Origin of the sequence: Maricaulis sp. D1M11 (genome assembly GCF_047308265.1) — a bacterium.
Taxonomy (GTDB): domain Bacteria; phylum Pseudomonadota; class Alphaproteobacteria; order Caulobacterales; family Maricaulaceae; genus Maricaulis.
On sequence record NZ_JBKQWY010000001.1, the window covers coordinates 353344 to 374829 of the forward strand.

The 21486-nt window shown below is 60.4% G+C and carries 22 protein-coding genes; 7 read left to right on the forward strand and 15 right to left on the reverse strand.

The genetic code is table 11. The features are described 5' to 3' along the window. Window positions 1–89: 89 nt before the first annotated feature. The gene (locus RMQ97_RS01830; RefSeq protein ID WP_413659120.1) at window positions 90–2273 is read left to right on the forward strand and encodes a primosomal protein N'; all 2184 of its coding nucleotides are present in this window, start codon (window positions 90–92) and stop codon (window positions 2271–2273) included. Between the two features lie 21 nt (window positions 2274–2294). On the opposite strand, the gene RMQ97_RS01835 is transcribed toward RMQ97_RS01830, so the two are convergent. Both RMQ97_RS01835 and RMQ97_RS01840 read right to left on the reverse strand, forming a co-directional pair. Further along, window positions 2295–2798: an SRPBCC family protein gene (locus RMQ97_RS01835; RefSeq protein WP_413659121.1), complete on the reverse strand. Its 504-nt coding sequence runs from the start codon at window positions 2796–2798 to the stop codon at window positions 2295–2297. Between the two features lies 1 nt (window position 2799). Continuing rightward, window positions 2800–3192, reverse strand: coding sequence for an ArsR/SmtB family transcription factor (locus tag RMQ97_RS01840; protein ID WP_413659122.1), 393 nt, complete (start codon window positions 3190–3192; stop codon window positions 2800–2802). 358 nt (window positions 3193–3550) lie between these two features. Here RMQ97_RS01840 and RMQ97_RS01845 point away from each other — a divergent pair, with 358 nt between their 5' ends. From RMQ97_RS01845 to RMQ97_RS01865, 5 genes are read left to right on the forward strand one after another with little or no spacing between them, the layout of a single operon-like run. Further along, window positions 3551–4090 carry a F0F1 ATP synthase subunit delta gene (locus tag RMQ97_RS01845; protein WP_413659123.1) on the forward strand — a complete coding sequence of 180 codons (540 nt, stop codon included), beginning with the start codon at window positions 3551–3553 and terminating at the stop codon, window positions 4088–4090. 4 nt (window positions 4091–4094) lie between these two features. After that, the gene (gene atpA, locus RMQ97_RS01850; protein WP_413659124.1) at window positions 4095–5627 is read left to right on the forward strand and encodes a F0F1 ATP synthase subunit alpha; all 1533 of its coding nucleotides are present in this window, start codon (window positions 4095–4097) and stop codon (window positions 5625–5627) included. Window positions 5628–5660: 33 nt separating this feature from the next. After that, window positions 5661–6548, forward strand: a complete 888-nt coding sequence (locus tag RMQ97_RS01855; RefSeq protein ID WP_413659125.1) for a F0F1 ATP synthase subunit gamma — start codon at window positions 5661–5663, stop codon at window positions 6546–6548. Between the two features lie 17 nt (window positions 6549–6565). Next, complete coding sequence (gene atpD / locus RMQ97_RS01860; protein ID WP_413659126.1) at window positions 6566–8005, forward strand: F0F1 ATP synthase subunit beta; 1440 nt, start codon at window positions 6566–6568, stop codon at window positions 8003–8005. 26 nt (window positions 8006–8031) lie between these two features. Continuing rightward, window positions 8032–8427 (forward strand): F0F1 ATP synthase subunit epsilon, encoded by a 396-nt coding sequence (locus RMQ97_RS01865; protein ID WP_413659127.1) that lies wholly within the window; start codon window positions 8032–8034, stop codon window positions 8425–8427. Between the two features lie 68 nt (window positions 8428–8495). Here the strand turns inward: RMQ97_RS01865 and RMQ97_RS01870 are convergent, their stop codons facing one another. From RMQ97_RS01870 to RMQ97_RS01930, 13 genes are all read right to left on the reverse strand, one after another. Further along, window positions 8496–9380, reverse strand: coding sequence for an alpha/beta fold hydrolase (locus tag RMQ97_RS01870; protein WP_413659128.1), 885 nt, complete (start codon window positions 9378–9380; stop codon window positions 8496–8498). Between the two features lie 45 nt (window positions 9381–9425). Continuing rightward, the gene (locus RMQ97_RS01875) at window positions 9426–9914 is read right to left on the reverse strand and encodes an RNA pyrophosphohydrolase (protein ID WP_413659129.1); all 489 of its coding nucleotides are present in this window, start codon (window positions 9912–9914) and stop codon (window positions 9426–9428) included. Between the two features lie 10 nt (window positions 9915–9924). Next, window positions 9925–11286, reverse strand: coding sequence for a divergent polysaccharide deacetylase family protein (locus RMQ97_RS01880; RefSeq protein ID WP_413659130.1), 1362 nt, complete (start codon window positions 11284–11286; stop codon window positions 9925–9927). A 126-nt stretch (window positions 11287–11412) separates the two neighbouring features. Continuing rightward, a complete protein-coding gene (locus tag RMQ97_RS01885) occupies window positions 11413–12717 on the reverse strand; it encodes a S41 family peptidase (RefSeq protein ID WP_413659131.1) in 1305 nt (434 codons plus the stop codon). Between the two features lie 29 nt (window positions 12718–12746). After that, on the reverse strand, window positions 12747–13976 hold the full coding sequence (locus RMQ97_RS01890) for a murein hydrolase activator EnvC family protein (protein ID WP_413659132.1): 1230 nt from the start codon (window positions 13974–13976) through the stop codon (window positions 12747–12749). Between the two features lie 75 nt (window positions 13977–14051). Continuing rightward, entirely contained in the window at window positions 14052–14522 is a 471-nt protein-coding gene (gene rlmH / locus RMQ97_RS01895) for a 23S rRNA (pseudouridine(1915)-N(3))-methyltransferase RlmH (RefSeq protein WP_413659133.1), read from the reverse strand. Window positions 14523–14525: 3 nt separating this feature from the next. Beyond that, complete coding sequence (rsfS, locus tag RMQ97_RS01900) at window positions 14526–14939, reverse strand: ribosome silencing factor (protein WP_413659134.1); 414 nt, start codon at window positions 14937–14939, stop codon at window positions 14526–14528. A 48-nt stretch (window positions 14940–14987) separates the two neighbouring features. Further along, complete coding sequence (gene egtD / locus RMQ97_RS01905; protein ID WP_413659135.1) at window positions 14988–15992, reverse strand: L-histidine N(alpha)-methyltransferase; 1005 nt, start codon at window positions 15990–15992, stop codon at window positions 14988–14990. Window positions 15993–16035: 43 nt separating this feature from the next. Then, the gene (locus RMQ97_RS01910; RefSeq protein WP_413659136.1) at window positions 16036–16713 is read right to left on the reverse strand and encodes a nicotinate-nucleotide adenylyltransferase; all 678 of its coding nucleotides are present in this window, start codon (window positions 16711–16713) and stop codon (window positions 16036–16038) included. 7 nt (window positions 16714–16720) lie between these two features. After that, window positions 16721–17764 (reverse strand): GTPase ObgE, encoded by a 1044-nt coding sequence (gene obgE, locus RMQ97_RS01915; protein WP_413659137.1) that lies wholly within the window; start codon window positions 17762–17764, stop codon window positions 16721–16723. A 61-nt stretch (window positions 17765–17825) separates the two neighbouring features. Further along, window positions 17826–18347 carry a GNAT family N-acetyltransferase gene (locus tag RMQ97_RS01920; protein WP_413659138.1) on the reverse strand — a complete coding sequence of 174 codons (522 nt, stop codon included), beginning with the start codon at window positions 18345–18347 and terminating at the stop codon, window positions 17826–17828. A gap of 123 nt (window positions 18348–18470) precedes the next feature. Continuing rightward, window positions 18471–18740, reverse strand: a complete 270-nt coding sequence (gene rpmA, locus RMQ97_RS01925) for a 50S ribosomal protein L27 (RefSeq protein WP_413659139.1) — start codon at window positions 18738–18740, stop codon at window positions 18471–18473. Window positions 18741–18752: 12 nt separating this feature from the next. Then, a complete protein-coding gene (locus tag RMQ97_RS01930; RefSeq protein WP_413659140.1) occupies window positions 18753–19403 on the reverse strand; it encodes a 50S ribosomal protein L21 in 651 nt (216 codons plus the stop codon). A 361-nt stretch (window positions 19404–19764) separates the two neighbouring features. On the opposite strand from RMQ97_RS01930, the gene RMQ97_RS01935 reads away from it, so the two are divergent. Further along, entirely contained in the window at window positions 19765–20880 is a 1116-nt protein-coding gene (locus RMQ97_RS01935) for a DUF2891 domain-containing protein (protein WP_413659141.1), read from the forward strand. Window positions 20881–21486: the final 606 nt, after the last annotated feature.

Here is a 21486-nt window from a genome sequence, read left to right on the forward strand (position 1 = left end):
TCGTCGGGGCTGAAGTGTCGCTAGTTAATGGTTTCTGAATTGCAAACCGGACCGCAAAGCCTTGGGTCCGTAAGAAGGATCAAACACGCATGTCCGGGGAAATGATGGATCTTCTGGGGCCACGCAGACGCGCGGCGATCCTCTTTCCCATGCCGATGCCAGAGCCATTTGATTACTGGATTCCAGAGGATATGGAGCTCGCCGCCGGTGATCATGTGATTGCCCCCTTGGGCAAGCGCGAGGCTCACGGTGTGGTCTGGCGCATTGAGGACGGCCATGTTGATCGCAAGCTGAAATCCCTGCTGGAACGTCTGGACGCGCCGCCCATACCCGAATCAACCCGTCAGTTCGTGGACTGGGCGGCCGGATATCTGGTCCAACAGCCGGGCATTGTCCTGCGATCCGTTTTGCGCAGCCGGGAGGCGCTCAGCCCATCTCCGACCGAAACCCTCTATGCGCGATCGGGCGGGGAGCCGGCTCGCATGACCGAGGCGCGACGCAAGGTTCTCGATGTTGCGGACGGTTCTGACCCGATGACGGCCGCAGATCTGGCTCGTTCGGCCGGTGTAACCGCATCGGTCGTCAAGGGACTGGCCGAGGCTGGCGCATTGCAGCCGGAAATCCGGCTGGTTGACCCGCCCTATGAGGTGCCTGACCCGGATGGGGCTGGTAAAGACCTGACCTTGCTCCAGGTCGAGGCGGCGGGAACCCTGCGACGTTTGGCGATGGCCGGGGGGTTCCAGGCCGCCCTGCTCGATGGTGTGACGGGGTCGGGCAAGACGGAGGTCTATTTCGAGGCGATCGCTGAAGTCTTGCGACGCGATCCGACGGCCCAGATCCTGATCATGCTGCCGGAAATCGCTCTGACGGAAGCCGTGCTGGGACGGTTTACTGCACGGTTTGGCGCGGAACCAGCGGTCTGGCATTCAGGGGCAGGCCCGAAAAACCGTCGGCGGGCCTGGCGGGAAGTGGCTCATGGACGGGCGCGCATTGTCATCGGTGCCCGGTCCGCCCTGTTCCTGCCCTTTGCCAATCTCAAATGCGTTGTGGTCGATGAGGAGCATGATCCGACCTACAAGCAGGATGAAGGTCTGGCCTATCAGGCGCGGGATCTGGCTGTGGCCCGGTCGAAACTGGCGGGCGCCCTGGTCATCCTTGCTTCGGCGACGCCGAGCCTTGAAAGTCTCACCAATGCGCGATCAGGGCGATATGTGCATGTGCGTCTGCCTGCACGACCCGGAGCGGCGGTATTGCCCGAAATCGCGACGATTGATCTGCGCGTGACACCGCCGGAACCGGGGCACTGGTTGTCGCCACCCTTGCTCGAGGCCATGCGCGAGACCCTCGAGCGCAAGGAACAGGTCCTGCTCTATCTCAATCGTCGGGGGTATGCGCCGCTTGTGCTCTGCCGGGCTTGCGGTCACCGCATGATGTCGCCGGACACGCATGCCTATCTGGTCGAGCATCGTTATACGGGTCGGCTAGTCTGCCACGTGACCGGGTTTTCCATGCCCAAACCCGATACATGTCCGTCTTGCGGCGCAGAGGATAGTCTGACCAGTGTCGGTCCCGGTGTGGAGCGTGTGGCCGAGGAAGCGGCGCGCACCTTCCCGGAGGCCCGTTGTGCCGTCTATTCTTCCGACAGCGCCTCGGGTGCGCAGATTGTTGCGGCCATGGAGGCGGGCGAGATTGATATCATGATCGGCACCCAGATTGCCGCCAAAGGCCATAATTTCCCCAATCTGACCCTCGTGGGAGTTGTGGATGCGGATCTTGGCCTGGCGGGCGGGGATCCCCGGGCCGGGGAGCGAACCTTCCAGACCCTGGTTCAGGCCGCCGGGCGTGCAGGTCGAGCCGAGCGCCCTGGTCGCGCTCTTTTGCAAACACACCAGCCCGAACATGAGGCGATCCAGGCCCTGGTCGCCGGGGATCGCAGCGCTTTTCTGGATCTGGAAAGTGATATGCGGGCCTCGCTGGGACTTCCCCCTTTCGGGCGTCTGGCTGCCGTGAACTTCATGGCGCGGGAGTTGGAGCCCGTGGAGAGGGTTGCCGGTGATTTCGCGGCTGCGGCGCCACGAAGCGAGGGGGTCGATATCTGGGGGCCTGCTGAACCGCCCCGCGCCATGGTGCGCGGGTGGCACAGGCGGCGCATTCTGGTGCGGGCCGACAAATCCATCGACATGTCCGCCTTCATGCGCAGCTGGAAAGCGCGCGTGAAACTGCCGTCCTCCGTGCGCGTCTCCATCGATATCGACCCCTACAGCTTCATCTGAAACGGTCAGGCGCAGTTGGCCTCAGGCCGTTTCGGCTTGCAAGGACTGCAACAGTTCAGCCAGCACCTCCATGCCGGCGCCCCAGCCCTTGTCGAGACCGGCCAGAGCCATGCGGAAGCAGTCGAGCTCCGCTTGCGTGGCGTTGTGAGGGGTCCAGGTCAGGGTCAGATGTGTGCCGTCCTCGGTATCGGTCAGCGTGATTCTTGTATCGAGAACCCGCGGCCAATCCGGCATTTGGGGCATGGGTGCGATATGCCAGTTTTCGTCCACGGCGGATTGTAGCCATCGGATCTGGTGCGGCGCATCCAGCTCGGTGATCTCGATGCGCTCGTGTTTGGATCCGCCGTCCCACCGCATTTCAAGCAGGATGGATCCGCCCGGTTGAATGTCGAACGTGTGGAGAATGGTGTCCACATTGGGGCCGTACCAGCGGGCGAACAGGTCGGCCTGTGTCCAGGTTTTCCAGACCAGGTCTCGGGGCGCGCTGAACTGGCGTTCGAGTGTAAAAACGGGGCGTTCGGTCATGTCAGTCCTCTTTGTGGGTGTCTGTCGGGTGAGGTGGGTCGGCAGGAAGATCCGGCTGGCGGCCGAGTAATTCATCCATCTGGTCCAGACGGGTTTCCCATTGGGCCTTGAAGCGCGCCAGCCATTCGGTGGCGGCGGCCAGTGTGTCGGGTCGCAGTCGGGCGGGGCGTTGCTGGCCGCGACGATGCCGTTCAATCAATCCGGCCTCTTCCAGCACTTTCAGGTGTTTGGAGATCGCAGGCTGGCTGATCGGGAAGGGGTCCGCGAGGTCATTGACCGTTGCATCGCCCTGAGCCAGGCGAGACAGGAGCGCTCGCCGGGTGGGGTCGGCGAGGGCCGAAAACACCGCATTCATCTGTTGCGGAGACAGGGAGTTGGGGATGGGTTCAAACATAACCATCTAATTATATAACTCAAAAGCTATATACAAGCAAAATTTCAGTCCGGACCCCTCTTGCTCGCATCCGCAATATTCTTGTTGGATTACGGATGAATTCTTCCCCGGTTTTCCTCTGGTGTAAGTTATTGTTTTTTCGTCAAATGTGCGCTCGCGCTGAATCCTCTGGCCCGTTCGGCTTGCTGCGCATGAATGGCTGTGCTATCGCAGCGCCGAACTGGCTGGACACTTTACGCCCTGTGAGGGGTTTGGCTGTTTTATTCGTTGTCTATCAAGGGCTTGCGCCGATTTCGGTGGTTCTCAAGCCCAGACCCAACAAGAGAGCGACGTCACGGTGGATACCGGCGAAGACGTGATGACCGCGAACGCAGCGGGGCGATATGCCGCCGCACTGTTCGATCTGGCTAAGACTGCCGACGCAATCAGCGCGGTGGAAGCGGACCTGTCTGCATTCCGGACTATTCTGGAAGACAATGACGAGCTGAGTGCCATCCTGGCCTCTCCGCTGCACCCGGCTGAAGCCAAGGAAGCCATAGTGGTGGCCCTGGCGGATAAGGCGAAGTTTCACGAATTGACCAAGAATGCGCTGGGCGTGGCGGCGGCAAATGGCCGTGCAGCCGAGCTTGGTGATCTGGCTCGGGCCTTTGCCCGGCTGGCAGCTGATGACCGCGGTGTGGTTGCAGCTGATGTCGCGTCCGCTGCGGCGCTGACAAAAAAACAGGTGGATGCCATCACGGCATCTCTTAAGGGTGCCTTCGGGCGCGAAATCGAGGTCCGCACTTCGGTGCGGCCGGAATTGTTGGGCGGGCTGATCGTCAAGGTTGGTTCGCGCATGTTCGACTCCTCTCTCCGCACTAAGCTGGACGGGGTGAAGAACGCGATGAAAGAGGCTTGAAGCCATGGACATCCGGGCTGCGGAAATTTCTGCGATCCTGAAGGATCAAATCAAGAATTATGGCGCCGAAGCACAGGTTTCGGACGTGGGTAGCGTGCTGTCCGTTGGTGACGGTATTGCCCGTGTCTACGGTCTGGACGAGGTGAAGGCCGGTGAGCTCGTTGAGTTTCCGGGCGGCATCAAGGGCATGGCCCTGAACCTGGAGCGCGACAATGTGGGTTGCGTGATCTTCGGTGATGACCGCGGCATCAAGGAAGGCGACACCGTCAAGCGCCTCGGTTCCATCGTGGACACCTCCGTCGGTCGCGGCCTGCTGGGTCGCGTCTGTGATGGTCTGGGTGAGCCGATTGATGGCAAGGGTGCCCTGACAGACGTTGCCGAACGTCGTCGTGTGGACGTGAAAGCGCCGGGCATCATCCCGCGTAAATCCGTGCACGAGCCGATGGCAACGGGCATCAAGGCGATTGACGCCATGATCCCGGTCGGTCGTGGCCAGCGTGAGCTGATCATTGGTGACCGTCAGACCGGCAAGACCGCGATCGCGATTGACACCATCCTGAACCAGAAGGCCATCAACGAAGGTGATGACGAGAGCGCCAAGCTCTACTGCATCTACGTCGCTGTCGGCCAGAAACGCTCCACCGTTGCCCAGATCGTGAAGACGCTCGAGGAAAACGGCGCCCTGGACTACACCATCGTGGTGGCCGCAACGGCGTCTGACCCGGCACCCATGCAGTTCCTGGCACCGTTCACCGCGTGTGCCATGGGCGAGTGGTTCCGTGACAACGGCATGCACGCCCTGATCGTGTATGATGATCTGTCCAAACAGGCTGTCGCCTATCGTCAGATGTCCCTGCTGCTGCGCCGTCCGCCGGGCCGCGAAGCCTATCCGGGTGACGTCTTCTACCTGCACTCCCGTCTGCTGGAACGTGCGGCGAAGATGAATGACGACAATGGTGCGGGTTCTCTGACGGCTCTGCCGGTCATCGAAACCCAGGCCAATGACGTGTCCGCCTATATTCCGACCAATGTGATCTCGATCACCGATGGTCAGATCTTCCTGGAAACCGACCTGTTCTACCAGGGCATCCGCCCGGCCGTGAACGTGGGTCTGTCCGTGTCCCGCGTGGGCTCGGCCGCCCAGACCAAGGCGATGAAACAGGTTGCCGGCAAGATGAAGGGTGAACTCGCGCAGTATCGCGAGATGGCGGCCTTCGCCCAGTTCGGTTCTGATCTGGATGCCGCGACCCAGAAACTTCTGAGCCGGGGTCAGCGTCTGACCGAGCTTCTCAAGCAGCCGCAATTCTCGCCGCTGTCCATGGAAGAACAGGTCTGCGTGATCTACGCCGGTACGCGTGGCTTCCTCGATGAGGTCCCGGTTTCCGACGTGGGTCGTTACGAAGCGGACCTGCTGCGTCACATCCATGCCGACCATTCAGACCTGCTCGCATCCATCCGGAGCGAGAAGAAGCTGACCGATGACTCTGAAGGCAAGCTGAAGGCGGCTCTGGACGCGTTCACGAAAAACTTCGCGTGAGCCTGATCTGGAACCCCTGACGAGGAGAGCCGAATGGCGAGCCTTAAGGACCTGAAAAATCGGATCGACTCGGTCAAATCGACCAAGAAGATCACGAAGGCCATGCAGATGGTGGCCGCAGCCAAGCTGCGCCGGGCACAGGACGCCGCTGAAGCGGCGTCCCCGTATGCCGAGCGCATGTCTGCGGTCATGGCCAATCTGTCTTCGGCCATGTCCAACACGCCTAACGCCTCACCGCTTCTGGTGGGTACCGGCAAGGACGATGTCCGTCTCCTGGTCGTGATCTCTGCGGATCGCGGACTGTGCGGCGGTTTCAACACGAATATCGTGAAGAAGGCCCGCGAACGCGTGAACGCGCTGCTGGCCGACGGCAAGACGGTGAAGATCATCTGTGTCGGCAAGAAGGGCTTTGACCAGCTCAAGGGCCGCTACAGTCATCTGATCGAGGACCTTATCGAACTGAAGGGCGAGAAGACCATTACCGGTGCGACCGCCACGATGATCGGTGACAGGATCCGTCGCATGTTCGAGCAGGATGAGTTCGATGTCTGCGAACTGATCAGCTCCGAGTTTGTGTCCGTGATCTCCCAGAAGCCGCGGGCCAAGACATTGATCCCGGCAGTGGATGCCATCGACGAGGGTGTCGAGCGTCCTGACCTGGGTGGCGCCGTCTACAGTGCTGAGCCGGACGAGGAAACCATCCTCAATGTTCTGCTTCCGCGCTATGTGGATACGGTTATCCTGGCAAACCTGCTGGAAAATGCAGCCGGTGAGATGGGTGCCCGTATGGCCGCCATGGACAACGCCACGCGTAATGCGGGCGATCTGATCGACAAGCTGAACCTTATCTACAACCGTACGCGTCAGGCGCAGATCACCACGGAGTTGACTGAGATCATCTCCGGCGCCGAGGCACTTTAGGGCCGAAGGAAAAGACGATGAGCACACTTAAAGGCCGCGTTGCCCAAATCACGGGCGCCGTCGTTGACGTTGAATTCGAAGGCGGACTGCCGGACATTCTCAACGCCGTTGAAACCACCAATGATGGTAAGAAACTGGTTCTCGAGGTTGCCCAGCACCTCGGTGAGAACACGGTCCGCACCATCGCCATGGACGCCACCGAAGGTCTTCAGCGTGGCGCTGAAGTGACCGATACGGGCGCGCCGATCATGGTTCCGGTTGGACCGGGTACGCTGGGTCGCATTATGAACGTCACTGGCGACGCGATCGACGAAGCCGGCGACGTGGCTCATACGCAAACCGCTCCGATCCACCGTCCCGCTCCGTCCTTCGACGAGCAGGCCACGGAAGCTGAAATCCTGCCGACCGGTATCAAGGTCGTCGACCTGCTCTGCCCGTATGCAAAAGGCGGCAAGATCGGCCTGTTCGGCGGTGCCGGCGTGGGCAAGACGGTTCTGATCCAGGAATTGATCAACAATATCGCGAAACTGTTCGGCGGCTATTCTGTCTTCGCCGGTGTGGGTGAGCGGACCCGTGAGGGTAACGACCTCTACTGGGAGATGATCGAGTCCGGTGTGAACAAGGACCCGAAAGAAAATGACGGAAACACTGACGGTTCGCGTTGCGCCCTTGTTTTCGGTCAGATGAACGAGCCGCCGGGAGCGCGTGCACGTGTCGCCCTGTCTGGTCTCGCACAGGCAGAGTATTTCCGGGATGAAGAAGGCAAGGACGTTCTGTTCTTCGTCGACAACATCTTCCGCTTCACGCAGGCTGGCTCGGAAGTGTCTGCTCTGCTGGGTCGTATCCCGTCTGCAGTGGGTTACCAGCCGACGCTGGCCACCGATATGGGTGCCCTGCAGGAGCGTATTACCTCCACCAACAAAGGATCGATCACCTCGGTCCAGGCCGTTTACGTCCCGGCCGATGACCTGACTGACCCGGCTCCGGCGACAACCTTTGCCCACCTGGATGCGACGACGGTTCTGAACCGCGCCATCTCGGAAAAAGGTATCTATCCGGCTGTGGACCCGCTCGACAGTACGTCTCGTATTCTCGAACCGCGCATTGTTGGTGAAGAGCACTACAAGACGGCCCGTATGGTTCAGGAGATCCTGCAGCGCTACAAGGCTCTGCAAGACATCATCGCCATCCTCGGCATGGACGAGCTGTCGGAAGAAGACAAGCTGACCGTGGCCCGTGCCCGTAAGGTTGAGCGCTTCCTGTCCCAGCCGTTCGACGTGGCTGAAATCTTCACCGGTTTCCCAGGCATCCAGGTGCCGGTGGCTGACACGGTGAAAGGCTTCAAGGCCATCTGTGAAGGCGAATATGACCACCTGCCAGAGCAGGCTTTCTACATGGTTGGCACCATTGAAGATGCCGTCAAGAAAGCCGAAAAACTGGCTGCTGAAGCGGCTTAAGCCGACTAACCCGGAGGAAGCCGTCCATGGCTGACACTCTCCATTTTGATCTTGTCTCGCCGGAGCGACGCCTGTTCTCCGGCGAGGTCGACCAGGTTGTTGTGCCCGGTGAAGAGGGTGATTTCGGTGTTCTGCCGGGTCATGCTCCTTTCATGTCGGTCATTCGCCCCGGTGCGATCAGCGTGATCAGCGGGTCCGAGACGTCCCGTACGTTTATCCATGGTGGATTTGCTGAAGTGACGGCCGGTGGCCTGACCATTCTGGCAGAGCAAGCTGTACCGGTCTCCGAAATCGACGCCGATGCGCTCGCCCAGGACATTCAGGACACCAAGGAAGACATCTCTGTCGCTAAAAGCGATGAAGAGCGTGAAGAACTGGAGGCCAAGCTGTCCCGGTTCGAGGCGATGCAGGCTGTGCTCTAAGCTTACGCTGAATACAGACAGACTCAATGACGGGCCGCTCCTTGGGGAGTGGCCCGTTTTTGTTGAGATCAGGCGGGCCCCAGATATTCGAGAACAGCCGAGAGCACACCATCGGCGTCTTCCCATTGCGGATAATGACCAACATTCAGGCGTGTCAGGGGAGCGGACGGGAAGAGCTGTGCAAACCGGTCGGCCAGATGGCGTCCGGACACGGGGTCCAGCGAACCGTTGATCATGGCGATACGAGACGTTTGTGTCCTGAGTGCCGCCTCCCAACGCGCGGCGTGGAGTTTACGATCCTCGATATAACGGATAAGGCGATGACCGCGTCGATGGCCGTTCTTGTGTGACAAGAGCGCCCAGAACAGGTCGATTTCCTCGCGGTCCGGCTGTGTGTCCGGACCAAAGACTGCCGAGAAAGATCGCGTAAAGGCACGCCGGTTCACGCCTTGGGACACCAGTCCGCCAAGCGGTGAGTTGAGGAGTTTCTGGATCAATCGGGCCCGATGTTGATCGGGGAAGAGCCCGCCATTGAGGAAGACCACCTTGTCGATACGAACTGGCAGTTGTCCCTCATCCTGACGGGCCAGAAGTTCCTGAGTGACCGAGACGCCGTAATCATGGGTGAGGATGTCACAGGCTTGGACCCCGAGATGACCCAGGAGCGCAAGCTGTAGATCGGCCTGTTCAATCAGATCGTAACGGCATGCGGGTTTGTCAGAGAAACCAAAGCCCAGCATATCCAGCGCGATTACCTGACGACCGCTTGCAAGCAAGCCGGGCCACACTTTCGCCCAGTCCAGACTGGCCGTTGGAAATCCATGAATGAGGAGAAGTGGTCGCCCCTCGCCCTCACGCCACCATGCGATAGTGCCATGTGGACCGTTCAGGCTGTGCTTGGCGGCGTTCCAGGCATCAAAATCGGGAACAAGCCGGGTCTGAGTCTGGGGCATGCAGGCTCTCCTCTCGGCTCATGCTAACAGGAGAGCGAGGATTGGCTAGCGGGCAAAAGGTGTGAAGGCCTCAACCACCGCCGCATAGACGGGCCGTTTCCAGGGAATGATGAGGTTTGGCAAATCGGACAGCTCAGCCCAGCGCCAGGTGTCGAACTCGATCTCGCCATGGGCTTCCAGATCGAAATCCGAGTCCATTCCTAAAAACTCGAAAGCGAACCAGCGCTGTTTTTGACCTAGATGCCGCTTCTTGTGAAAGCGCGGATCATCCCGCACCTCGGGCGGGTAATCATAGGTCAGCCACTCATTGATCGAGCCAAGGAGGCGGACTTTATCAGACCGGATGCCGGTTTCTTCGAACAGTTCACGTTGGGCAGCGTCGAGCGGGTCTTCGCCCTCATCCATCCCGCCTTGAGGCAACTGCCATTGCCAGGGCGGCTCAGCCAGATTGCGCCGACCTAGCCAGACTTTGCCCTCTGCATTGAATAGAGCGATACCGGCATTGGGCCGGTAAAGAGACAGATCGCGTTCCATGATGGATGTCCTAGTGGTCGCCAGCGTCGGCTGTGTGGGTGTCTTCGGCGTCGTTATGGCCGGACTCGCTGCCATGGTCATCACCGATATTGATAGTTCCGTGATAGGTGACGCTGACATCGGGTTCTGCGGCCTGTGCTTCGGCTAGCAGGCGAGCCTCCAGCCGTCGGCGGGCCATGACGGCTGACGGGGGTGCGAGCTGATAGCCGCGCAGATCCAGCCCCTCCGCCCAGCGTTGCACCTGATCCACCGTGGCCGGGAAGGCAAAACCGGATCCGATTGCAGATCCATTCTGCAGCGCCAGGGCCTCCAGCGCGAGCAGATGATTGTCAATGGCGTCCGGTGTCGGGTTTTCATCCAGAATTCGATCGGCAATCGCATATTCCACACCCGCCGAACGGGCCGCGCTGTCGATGGTGTTCCGGCGTCCCGCACCATCATGGAGGAAGGCAACGCCGCGTTCTTCCAGATCCTCAAGCACGTGGGTCAATGCGCCTTCCGAGGCCGAGAAGCGGGCGCCCAGATAATTGGTGATGCCGTAATATCCGGTTGCCCGGCTCATCACCCACAACAGGCGGCGGGTGTTTTCGCTGGGCGTACCATCGGCCAGAAGCGTATAGGGGCCTGGATCATTGTTGGGATAGTCATAGGGCTCCATGGGGGCTTCCAAGAGCACTTCATGACCTGCTGCGCGGGCCCGGTCGATCCAGGTTTGAAGATTGTCTGAGGACGAGGCGAAGCTCAGCGCGACTTCGGGTGGCAGATCATTGATCGCAGCCTGGGTCACCTGGGGGTTGAGGCCCATACCGCCTATGACAATCGCCAGGGTGGGAGAGGCCGGATCACCATGGAAGGGACGGGCATACTCCCGCGAAACCCGTTCGCCATGGCCACCTACGACCGGAAGAGGGCCGCCCGGGCCGGGTTCAGACAGGCCGCTGATGGGAGCGGGTGGCAGGGCGTTGGGATTGGCAGGTTCTGGCTCGATTGCGGCGATCTGGCTGTCTTGCGCATGATCGGCTTCTTCGGCACTCGGCGCGGCAACAAAGACTTCTTCATCAAAGCCTGCGGGCGCGCCAGTCAGCTGGACATCGGCACCAGGCTCGTCCTGCACAAAGGTGATCCCGTCTTCTCCGTTATGAGAAAGGTCATCACTTCGGACCCCATGAGACGTATCGTCATGGCTGTTCTCGGCCGTTCGGGCCATAGAGCTCACTTCACCGCGCGCTTCCGTCAAATGCCGGGGTGCTTCTCCGGTCAGGGTCAGCACCGCCACGGCTCCACCAAACAACGCAAACGTCGCCACAGTCGCCAGGAGCGGGGCTTTCAGTGTGAGCAAGGGCGCAGCAAGAGATGCGATGCGATGGGACATGAACAGGACCGGTGATTGAGATTCCCGGCCAACATGACGACAAAGCCCGAAAAAAACGGTTAATGGACAAAAAAGAACGGACCGTCAGACGACGATCCGTTCCCGTGTCTGGTCAGTTCCGGCTGCTTATTGCAGCGCGGCCTGCTGGCTTTCCATCTGGGTCCGCAAAATCTCGATGGCGCGGGCCAGTTGGTAGTCTTCATCTTCAGGCCAGTCGGCGGGCGGTTGTTCGATCTGGGCAATGTCGGCTTCGTGGCGTTCCTCACCGGTCTCATTGACCAGCGCGCCATCTAGATCAGCCTCGGAATACCGTCCGTTTTCCTCTTCCGGATCAATCGGGAACGAGGAGATATGGATATCCGGCTCAATGCCCGTGGCTTGGATGGACCGACCTGCCGGCGTGTAATACCGCCCCGTGGTCAGGCGAAGGGCGCCATCAGCGCCGCCACGCAGCGGGATGATGGTCTGAACAGAGCCCTTGCCGAAACTGGTCATGCCGACCAGCGTGGCGCGCTGACGATCCTGAAGCGCACCGGCAACGATTTCTGCAGCAGAGGCGGACCCGCCATTGATCAGGATAACCACCGGAGCGCCATTGATACGATCACCCGGCCGGGCATTGTAGCGCTGGGTGTCATTGGGGTCGCGATTACGGGTGGAGACCACTTCGCCTCCATCGAGGAAGACTTCGGTGACGGTGATGGCTTGTTGCAGCAGCCCCCCCGGATTATTTCGCATATCCAGGATGAGGCCGGGCAATTGACCATCCATCTCGTTTTCCAGCTCGGTGATGGATTCCAGCAGCATTTCGGTTGTCCGGTCGTTGAATCCAGCGACGCGGATATAGGGGATGGTTTCGTCTTCCAGACGCGATGCCACGGTGCGCAGCGGAATAGTGTCGCGTACCAGATTGACGTCGAACGGTTCGTCATCTCCACGCGCGATCGTGATCGTCACCGGTTCGCCCACGGCGCCTCGCATCAGCTCGACGGCCTCGTCGATGCTGTGACCGATAATGCTGTCACCATCCACCGCAATGATACGGTCATTGGTCATCAGGCCAGCGCGTTCGGCCGGTGTATCCGCGATCGGTGAGACAACGGTGATGAAATCATCGCGTGAGGTCACTTCCATGCCCAGGCCGCCATATTCGCCGCGTGTCGTCACGCGCAGATCGGCATAGCTGTCCGGGTTGTGGTAGTTGGAATGCGGATCGAGGCTGGTCAGCATGCCCTCGATGGCGGCTTCGATCAGCTCGCTCTGCGCGGTATCGGTGACGTAGTCCTGTTCGATCCGGCTCAGCACGTCGCCAAAAAGCACGAGATTGCGGAAACTGTCTTCCTGGTTGGACTGGGCCCCTTCTGCCGAGACCGCAATGGCTGCGGCGCCCATGCCGAAGGCCACGAGGGAAGCCAAGATATTGATACGCATGTCCGCTTGCGTCCTTTTTCGCGACTGGTTTAGCCGGCGGGTGTGCCGGATTGGAGCCAGGGTTCTGGATTTACGGCTGTCGAACCCCGTCTCAGTTCCAGATAGAGATCCGGTGCGGGATTCGTGCCATCCGGCATGGCGCCCACGGGTTCTCCGGCCAAAACCTGCTGTCCGGCGGTGGCATAGGTCGCTGCCATGCCAGCCAGGACAATATAGTAGTCATCTCCGACATTCAGGATCAAGAGACCGCCATAGGTCGTGAACGGCCCTGCATACTCGATCCTGCCATCAAAGGGAGAGATTACCTGAGCCTGGGGGCGTGTTCGAATGAATATTCCTTCAGCTGTATCACCATTGTCGTCCCGTTGACCAAAACGACGCACGATCTCGCCGATTGCAGGGCGGGGCAGACGCCCGCGGGCATCGGGAAAACGCAAGGTGGCAACAGGTGTCGTTATGGCTCGGGCTGCGACCATGGTTCGAACCGGTCGTGGCCGGGGTGTGGGGATTTCATCCGGTCGCACGCGTCGGGACGGGTGTAGTGTGGGCACCACATCCGACATGCGCCGGATCTCGGCCAGCAGATTGCGGATGTCTTCCGCCTGCTCCGCGAGGGAACTGGCTTGAGTCTGGAAGGCCTCGGCCTCGGAACGACGGGTCCGTTCCAGGGTCTGGCGTTGCTGGATCAGGTCTTCGAGTTGCCGCCTTTGTGAAAACAAGGTGGTTTCGGTCGCTGCGAGACTGGCCTGTTCCTCCTCCCGTGACAGGCGAACGGCCGCCAGGGCGTCCAGCTCGACAAGCAGCGCATCTGCCCGCTCTCGAAGGGCCGGAGCGATTTCGCTCATCAGGGTCGCCGCCCTGGCCGCGTCAGCAGCATCATCAGGCGCAGCCAAGACCGCGGGGGGCGCTTGCAGTTCGATCTGTTGGAGGGCGGCGAGTACATCAATCAGAACTTCACGGTCCTGATCCAGGCGAAAGAGGATTTCGGCCTCGCGATCCGCCAGACGACCCAGCTCGGCTTCTGTCTGATTGGCCCGAGTTTCACTTGATCCAATGGCCTGGCTCAGTGCAATCAGCTGGCCCTGGAGATCGCTGATCTCATCTGAGATTTCTTCAGCTTGCGCTAGCCGGGCCTCGGCCTCCGCACGTGCCGCGTCTTCCGCCTCACTCAGGCGCTCTGCCTCGGCTTCGTCGGGCAGAGTCTCCGGTACGGCGTCCGGCGGCTGGGACAACAGGGCGAGTGACAGGATCAACCACATGAGGTGACGCTAGACCCGCCCCGGTTAACGCTCAATCATCATTTCAGAGAGACAGAAGACAGAGACCGTCTTTTTTCAGACGCGATGATAGGGTGTTCCGGCCAGAATAGAGACCGCCCGATAAAGCTGTTCCGCGAGCATGATTCGCACCAGTTTGTGAGGCCAGACTGCGGGACCAAACGCCAGCATCAAATCGGGGTTGGGCAAGACCGAGCGGTCATGTCCATCTGCTCCCCCAATGCAAAACACGGCATCACGCACACCGTCATCACGCCACTGCCCGATCGTGCAGGCGAGTTCGGGAGAGGTGAGCGATTTACCCCGCTCATCGAGCAGGATGAGTTTGGCACCTGCAGGCAGGCTTGCGGCTAGGGCATCACTCTCGGCGCGCCTGCCAGACAGCGAGCGGGTATCAATCTCATGTTCTAAAAGGGGGCCGAGGCCCAGCGGTCGGCCCGTGGCCGTGGCCCGCTGGCAATACTCATCAACGAGTTCACGCTCGGGGCCGGACTTGATCCGGCCGAGCGCGGTCAGCGTGAGTTTCATGTGTTAGTGTGCGGCTGGAGCGGCATCATCGGTATCCACCGACCACATCTTTTCCAGATTGTAAAAGGTGCGCACTTCCGGGCGGAAGAGATGAATGACGATATCGCCGATATCGATCAAAACCCAGTCGCAGGTTTGCAATCCTTCGATGCGGGCTTTGTTGCGACCTTGTTCCTTCAGGATTCGGGTCAGGTTATCGGCCAGCGCGTTGACGTGGCGCGCCGAACGTCCCGAGGCGATAATCATGATATCCGTGACGGAAGACTTGCCGCGCAGATCAATCGACATGATCTCTTCGGCCTTGTCGGCATCGAGCGTATCCAGCACCAGTGTTTCAAGAGCCACGATCGCGTCGTCATCACCGGTAACGCGAACCTCGGCGGTCCGGCTCGTTTCATCCCGGCGTACAGAGTCCATAGACAGGGCGTAATTCCTTTATGCCATTCCTACAAACAAAGCCCTATATCATGCTTTGCTGTCGGGTTCGAGCCAGTAAAGCGTAAACAGTTCACGCTCGTCGGACCAATGCGTGCGGACCGTGAATCCGGCGCGGGCCGCCAGAGCGGAAAACGCCTCCGGCGTGAATTTATGAGAATTTTCGGTGTGGATGGTCTCGCCGGACTTCATCGCAAACGTCTCACCAGCGATGGAGAACTCAATGTCGTCCACGGCCTGGAGATGCATTTCAATGCGTGAGGCCTTCTCATTCCACAGCGCAAGATGCCGTAGCTTTCCGGCATCGATCGTGCCATCGAGTTCGCGATTGATACGGGTGACGAGATTTAGGTTGAACGCGGCCGAGACGCCCTGGCTGTCATCATAGGCGTCGACCAGGGTTTGTTCGTCCTTCACTCGATCGACACCGATCAAGATGGCATCATCGTCCCGCATGCCCGCGCGAAACCCTTTGAGCAGATCGATCGCATCCTGGATTTCAAAATTCCCGATCGTGGAGCCCGGGAAAAAGACAAGGCGTCGGCCGCCCGGCAAGTCATACCCGTCCAGATCCAGACCGGTCGTGAAATCTGCGCAGATCGCGCCAATGCTCAGTCCTGGATAGTCTTCGGCCAGGACTGTGCAGGCCTGTTGCAGATGTTCCCCGGAGATATCCAGCCCGACATACGCGGCGGGAGTGTCCAGGGCGTCGATCAGCTTGCGGATCTTGATGCTGGATCCGGAACCGGGCTCGACAATAACGGCCCCGGAGCCTGCCCGTTCGGCCAGCTCATTGCCAATCGTGTCGAGAATGGAAAGCTCGGTTCGTGTCGGATAATATTCCGGCAATTCCGTGATCGCGTCGAACAGGGCCGAGCCCTCCGCGTCATAGAAGTAGATCGGCGAGAGATATTTTTGCGGGGCGGAGAGCCCGTCGAGTACATCGCGTCGGAAATCGGCGGCGGACGGATGCTGGTCATCGAAGAAGGCAAGCGGAGTCGACGGCCGGGAAGCCGCCTTCAGTGTCGTCGTCATGGAAAGGAGGCCTTCGGTCAGTCTGCGATCGAGATGATCTCTATTAAAACGTGCCAGCGCGTAAAGCGCTAGAAGATTGATAATGAAAACGTCCGATCAGGTAGGACCAGGCCGGGGCTTTGCGAAGGGGTAAGGTCCGGATTTCGTTGTCACGAATACGTGAATGGGCCTGAAGCCGCGCAACGGGGGCCAGGCGGGCGCGGACGGCATCTTGCGGGCGCGCGATTACGGCGATCGGCAGGGTATGGAGAATATCGCGCCATTCCCCCCATTTGTGAAACCCGGCGAGATTGTCCGCCCCCATCAGCCAGACAAATTTCACCTTCGGATATCGACGGGTCAAAGCGCTGACGAGGTCATAGGTATGCCGGATCCCCATCCGGTCCTCGAGATCTGTGGGAACCATGCCCGGATCATTGGCCAGGGCGGCGATTTCCATCAGGCGCATGTCCAGAGGTCGGGCCAGGCGGGATTTGAGGGGGTTTTGAGGGGAGGCCAGCCACCACACGCGATCCAGCCCAAGCCGTTTCTTGGCCAGTCGGGCGACATGGAGATGACCCGCATGGGGCGGATCGAATGTGCCCCCAAACAATCCAACGGTCATGCCGGCCGCCAGACCGGTATTGCGCAAGGGGAGCGTTGAGCGCCCGGATCGACGGATCAGGCCTTTGAGGCCCATATGCGCCCGTTTCCGGGGCCTGGAGACGGGACGCGCGCTCATTGCAGGACTATTCCGGTGCCCACCCGCTATCATCCGCCTTGGCCGCGGCTTCGGCCTTGCGGCGGGCGACAACCAGATCCCAGGCCCGGGCACACAGCGGTTTTACGCCCTGGCCCGACACGCCGGACAGGGTCATGACCGATTTGCCGGTCGCAACTTCAAGGGCCGCCTGTTTTTCCGCGACGTCCTCATCGCTCATACTGTCCGTCTTGTTCAGTGCGATGATCTCGTCCTTGCCTTCCAGATCGGCGCCATAGGCTTCCAGCTCATGGCGAACGGTTTCATAGGCGCCGACAACATCCTCCTGCGTGCCGTCAATGAGGTGGATCAGCGAAGCACAGCGTTCGATATGACCGAGGAAGCGATCTCCGATGCCAGCACCCTCGTGGGCTCCTTCAATCAGGCCGGGGATGTCGGCGAGCACGAAACGCGCGCCGGGTCCCAGATCGACCACCCCCAGATTGGGATGCAGCGTGGTAAAGGGATAGGCGGCGATTTTCGGATGGGCGCGTGTGGTGACGCTCAGGAAGGTGGACTTGCCGGCATTGGGCAGGCCGACCAGACCGATATCCGCGATAAGCTTGAGCCGGAGCCAGACCCATCTTTCCTCATAGGGCCAGCCTGGCGTGGATTTGCGGGGGGCCTGATTGGTAGAGGATTTGAACCGGGCATTACCATGACCGCCATCCCCGCCGCGGGCCAGCATTACGCGCTGACCAATCTCTGTGAGATCGGCGAGCAATTCCTCGCGATCTTCGTCGAGGATCTGGGTGCCGACCGGAACTTCCAGGGTGACATCCTCGCCGCCGGCGCCGGTGCGGTTCTTGCCCATGCCAGGCGTGCCGCTCTGGGCCTTGAAATGCTGCTGATAGCGGAAATCGATCAGCGTATTGAGGCCCTCAACCGCCTCAATCCACACATCGCCACCCTTGCCGCCATCGCCGCCATCCGGTCCGCCATATTCCACATAGGCTTCGCGGCGGAAGGAGACACATCCACTTCCGCCATTACCGGAGCGGACATAGACTTTGGCCTGGTCGAGAAATTTCATGCTGTTTCCTGTCGTTCCCCTGCAGGTATACGCGTTTTTTCCCGCAGGGACAGGGGCGGCCTCAGGCCGCCCGTTCCATGTATCGCACAGCGGCCTTGCCCAGTCGCGCCATGGACCAGCTGGGCTCCTCTCGCCCGTCATAGGCGAAACCCAGCTTTTCCAGAACACGGCCCGAGGCCGGGTTATCCGCATTATGACCGGCGATGATCCGCTCGGCCCCCAAGTCGTCGATCGCGAACCGGATCAGAGCCTCGCCCATTTCCGTGGCCAGACCCTGGCCCCAGAACGGTTTGGCAATCCAGTAGCCAATCTCCCAGTCGGCATCCGGGCGGCGTTTGAAAATACCGCCCCCGCCTGCGACCTGGCCGTTTCGTATCGCGGTCAGCGCAATGCTCCGTCCCGGCCGATATCCGGCGCGGGTTGAAAGGATCCACATTTCAGCGGCCAGAACGGGATAGGGAGAGGGGATGCGCGAGGTATTCTTCGCAACGTCATAATCTCCGCTCAGGCGGGCCAGATCCGGCGCGTCGTCCAATTCGGGCAGACGCAATTCCAGGCGTTCAGTTTTTATGTGCGGACCCATGGTCTCGCTCCATGTGTGCGGGGAGCACGAAAAAGGGGAGGCGGTGGCCCGTCTCCCCTTGATGCCGATCGGCTGTCCGGGCCCCGCTCAATCGTTGAACGGCCCCGTCATGTCGGTTCCGTTCTATTCGGCGGCGTCTGCGATCGGTTCAACCGATACGAAGGATTTGCCACCCGCCTTCTTGGCGAATTTCACGCGACCTTCGGTAAGCGCGAAGAGGGTATGGTCTTTGCCCATGCCAACATTTTCACCCGGATTTACCTTGGTGCCGCGCTGACGCACGATGATGTTGCCCGGGATCACGGCCTGGCCACCGAATTTCTTGACGCCAAGGCGACGGCCTTCTGAGTCGCGACCGTTACGGGACGAACCGCCTGCTTTTTTGTGAGCCATGAGTTAGTCCTCCTACTCGGCTGCCAGATCTTTGGCAGCGGAAATCCATTCACCCTTCTCGGCCTTGGCCTTGAGACCCGTGATGGTCTCGGAGAGGGCGTCGAGATCGGCATCCGTCCACGCCGCAATCTGGGCGAAGGAGGTGATGCCGGCATCATTCAGCTTGGTAGCCAGAGCCGGGCCAACGCCGGTCAGCTTGGTCAGATCGTCCGCAGCGGCGGCGGCTTTGGGAGCCTCGGTTTTCGGAGCGGTTTTCTTGGCCGGAGCCGCTTTTTCCGCCTTCGGTGCGACTTCGGCTTCAGCAGCCGGCGCAGCCGTGGTGGTTTTCAGCTCGGTCTTGGCCTTGCCGCCCGGTGCGACGATCTCGGCGATGCGCACAACAGAACCCCACTGGCGGTGGCCCTTGGTGCGACGATAATTCTGACGACGGCGCTTCTTGAAGACGATGATCTTGCGTGCGCGATTGGTGTCGACCAGCTCACCGATGACCTGGGCGCCTTCAACGAGCGGAGATCCAACGGTCACACCGTCTTCACCGCCCAGCATCAGAACATCACCCAGAGCGAAGGTGTCGCCGGCTGCGCCTTCGAGTTTTTCAACCCGGATTTCGTCTCCGGCCGCGACGCGGTATTGCTTGCCGCCGGTTTTGATCACTGCATACATTGTATGACTGCCTTATGTATTCGGTACCGGATCTGCCTGGTTTTCAAGGCGTCCCTCGCGGGGCAACCTGTCCAACCTGTCCATCCCGGACCCTTTTTCTTCGCCCTGTTATCGAGATGTCTGACGACCTCTCTCCAGTCAGGGCGTTGTTCCAATAATTTCCCCGCCCAAACGCAAGGCGCAGAGCGGAAAGCGGGCTTTATACGGCGCTTATCCACAGAGTCAATGAAAACTGCATAGGATCGGTGACGCGTTTCGCCCGCCTCGATGCCGGAACCCGATGGGCGCGTGACCCATTGATCTTCGTTCCACTCCGGTTGAAGCTTGCATCAAGGTGAAGATGAACCCATCGGAGGGGACGATGAAACATGTAATGGCTCTGGCGGCGAGCGGTCTCGTTCTGGTGGCGTGCGGGTCCGAAACGCAAACTGCGGCGTCAAACACCCCGTCCTTTCCCGAAGCGCGTCCCGATGTCGTTGAGGATCGTTTTGCGCGTCTGGCGCTGACCTGCGTTCATCAGGAATACCCTAACAAGATCAGCCATGTCCTTCAGGGCGATGGGGATGTGCGTCCACCGCGCGAGCTGTATCCCGCCTTCTACGGGTGTTTTGACTGGCATTCCTCGGTGCATGGCCATTGGCTACTCGTTCGTATTCTGGCCACGGATCCGGACACGCCGATGCGATCGGCCATCGAAAGCGCCCTCAGTCAGAGCTTCACGGCGGACAATATTGCGGGCGAGACAGCTTACTACCTGCAGGACGGGCGACGCTCGTTCGAACGGCCCTATGGCCTGGCCTGGTTCCTCCAGCTCGTCGCGGAACTGGAGGAGAGCGATGATCCGCTCCAGCGGGAATGGCGTGAGACCTTGCGGCCGCTTGAAACCGCGATTGTCGAGCAGATCCAGGCCTGGCTGCCCAATCTGGCCTATCCCATTCGCCTGGGCACACATGCGCAGACCGCCTTCGCCTTCGGGCTCATGATCGATTATGCGCGTACGACCGGCCAAACGGAGCTGGAGCGTCAGCTGATCGCCAAAGTGCTCGACTTCCATGCCGGTGATGAGAATTGCCCACTGGCCTATGAACCGTCGGGAGAGGATTTCCTCTCCCCCTGCCTCATGGAAGCAGACCTGATGCGGCGTGTTCTGGAGGCGGAAGAGTATGCGGACTGGCTGAGCGCCTTCATGCCCGATATTCCTTTGGACGGCCGCGGCGACTGGCTGGCGCCGGGCGTGGTGACCGATGCGACGGATGGCAAGCTGGTCCATCTGGACGGGCTGAACCTGTCGCGGGCCTGGGCCCTGGAGGGCATGGCATCGGGCCTGCCGGAGACGGACCCCCGTCGCTCCGCGCTGCTGGCCAGTGCGGAGCGTCACAGTGCGGTGGGTATCGCCGCCGTGTCGGACGAGCATTATTCGGGCAGCCACTGGCTAGGCAGTTTTGCCACCTATCTGACAACACAGCGGGGATTATAGCGCTCAACGGGACGTATTTTGATCGCGTTCCCGAGGGCCTGTGGAGAGCTGCTACAGCCTGCCTGCGGCAGCGCTGCCCTCGTGATTTTGTTCGACCACTCAGTCAAAACCCCCGCTCCCATACGCAGTGCGTAAGACCCTTTTGCGGAGAGGTGCCGGAGGGGTCGCCCGCGCTGCCTGCGGCAGCGCTCCCCTCGTGATTTTTTTAGACCACTCAGTCAAAACCCCCGCTCCCAAACGCATTGCGTAAGACCCTTTTGCGGAGAGGTGCCGGAGTGGTCGCCCGCGCTGCCTGCGGCAGCGCTCCCCTCTTGATTTTGTTCGACCACTCAGTCAAAACCCCCGCTCCCATACGCATTGCGTAAGACCCTTTTGCGGAGAGGTGCCGGAGTGGTCGCCCGCGCTGCCTGCGGCAGCGCTCCCCTCTTGATTTTGTTCGACCACTCAGTCAAAACCCCCGCTCCCATACGCATTGCGTAAGACCCTTTTGCGGAGAGGTGCCGGAGTGGTCGCCCGCGCTGCCTGCGGCAGCGCTCCCCTCTTGATTTTGTTCGACCACTCAGTCAAAACCCCCGCTCCCATACGCATTGCGTAAGACCCTTTTGC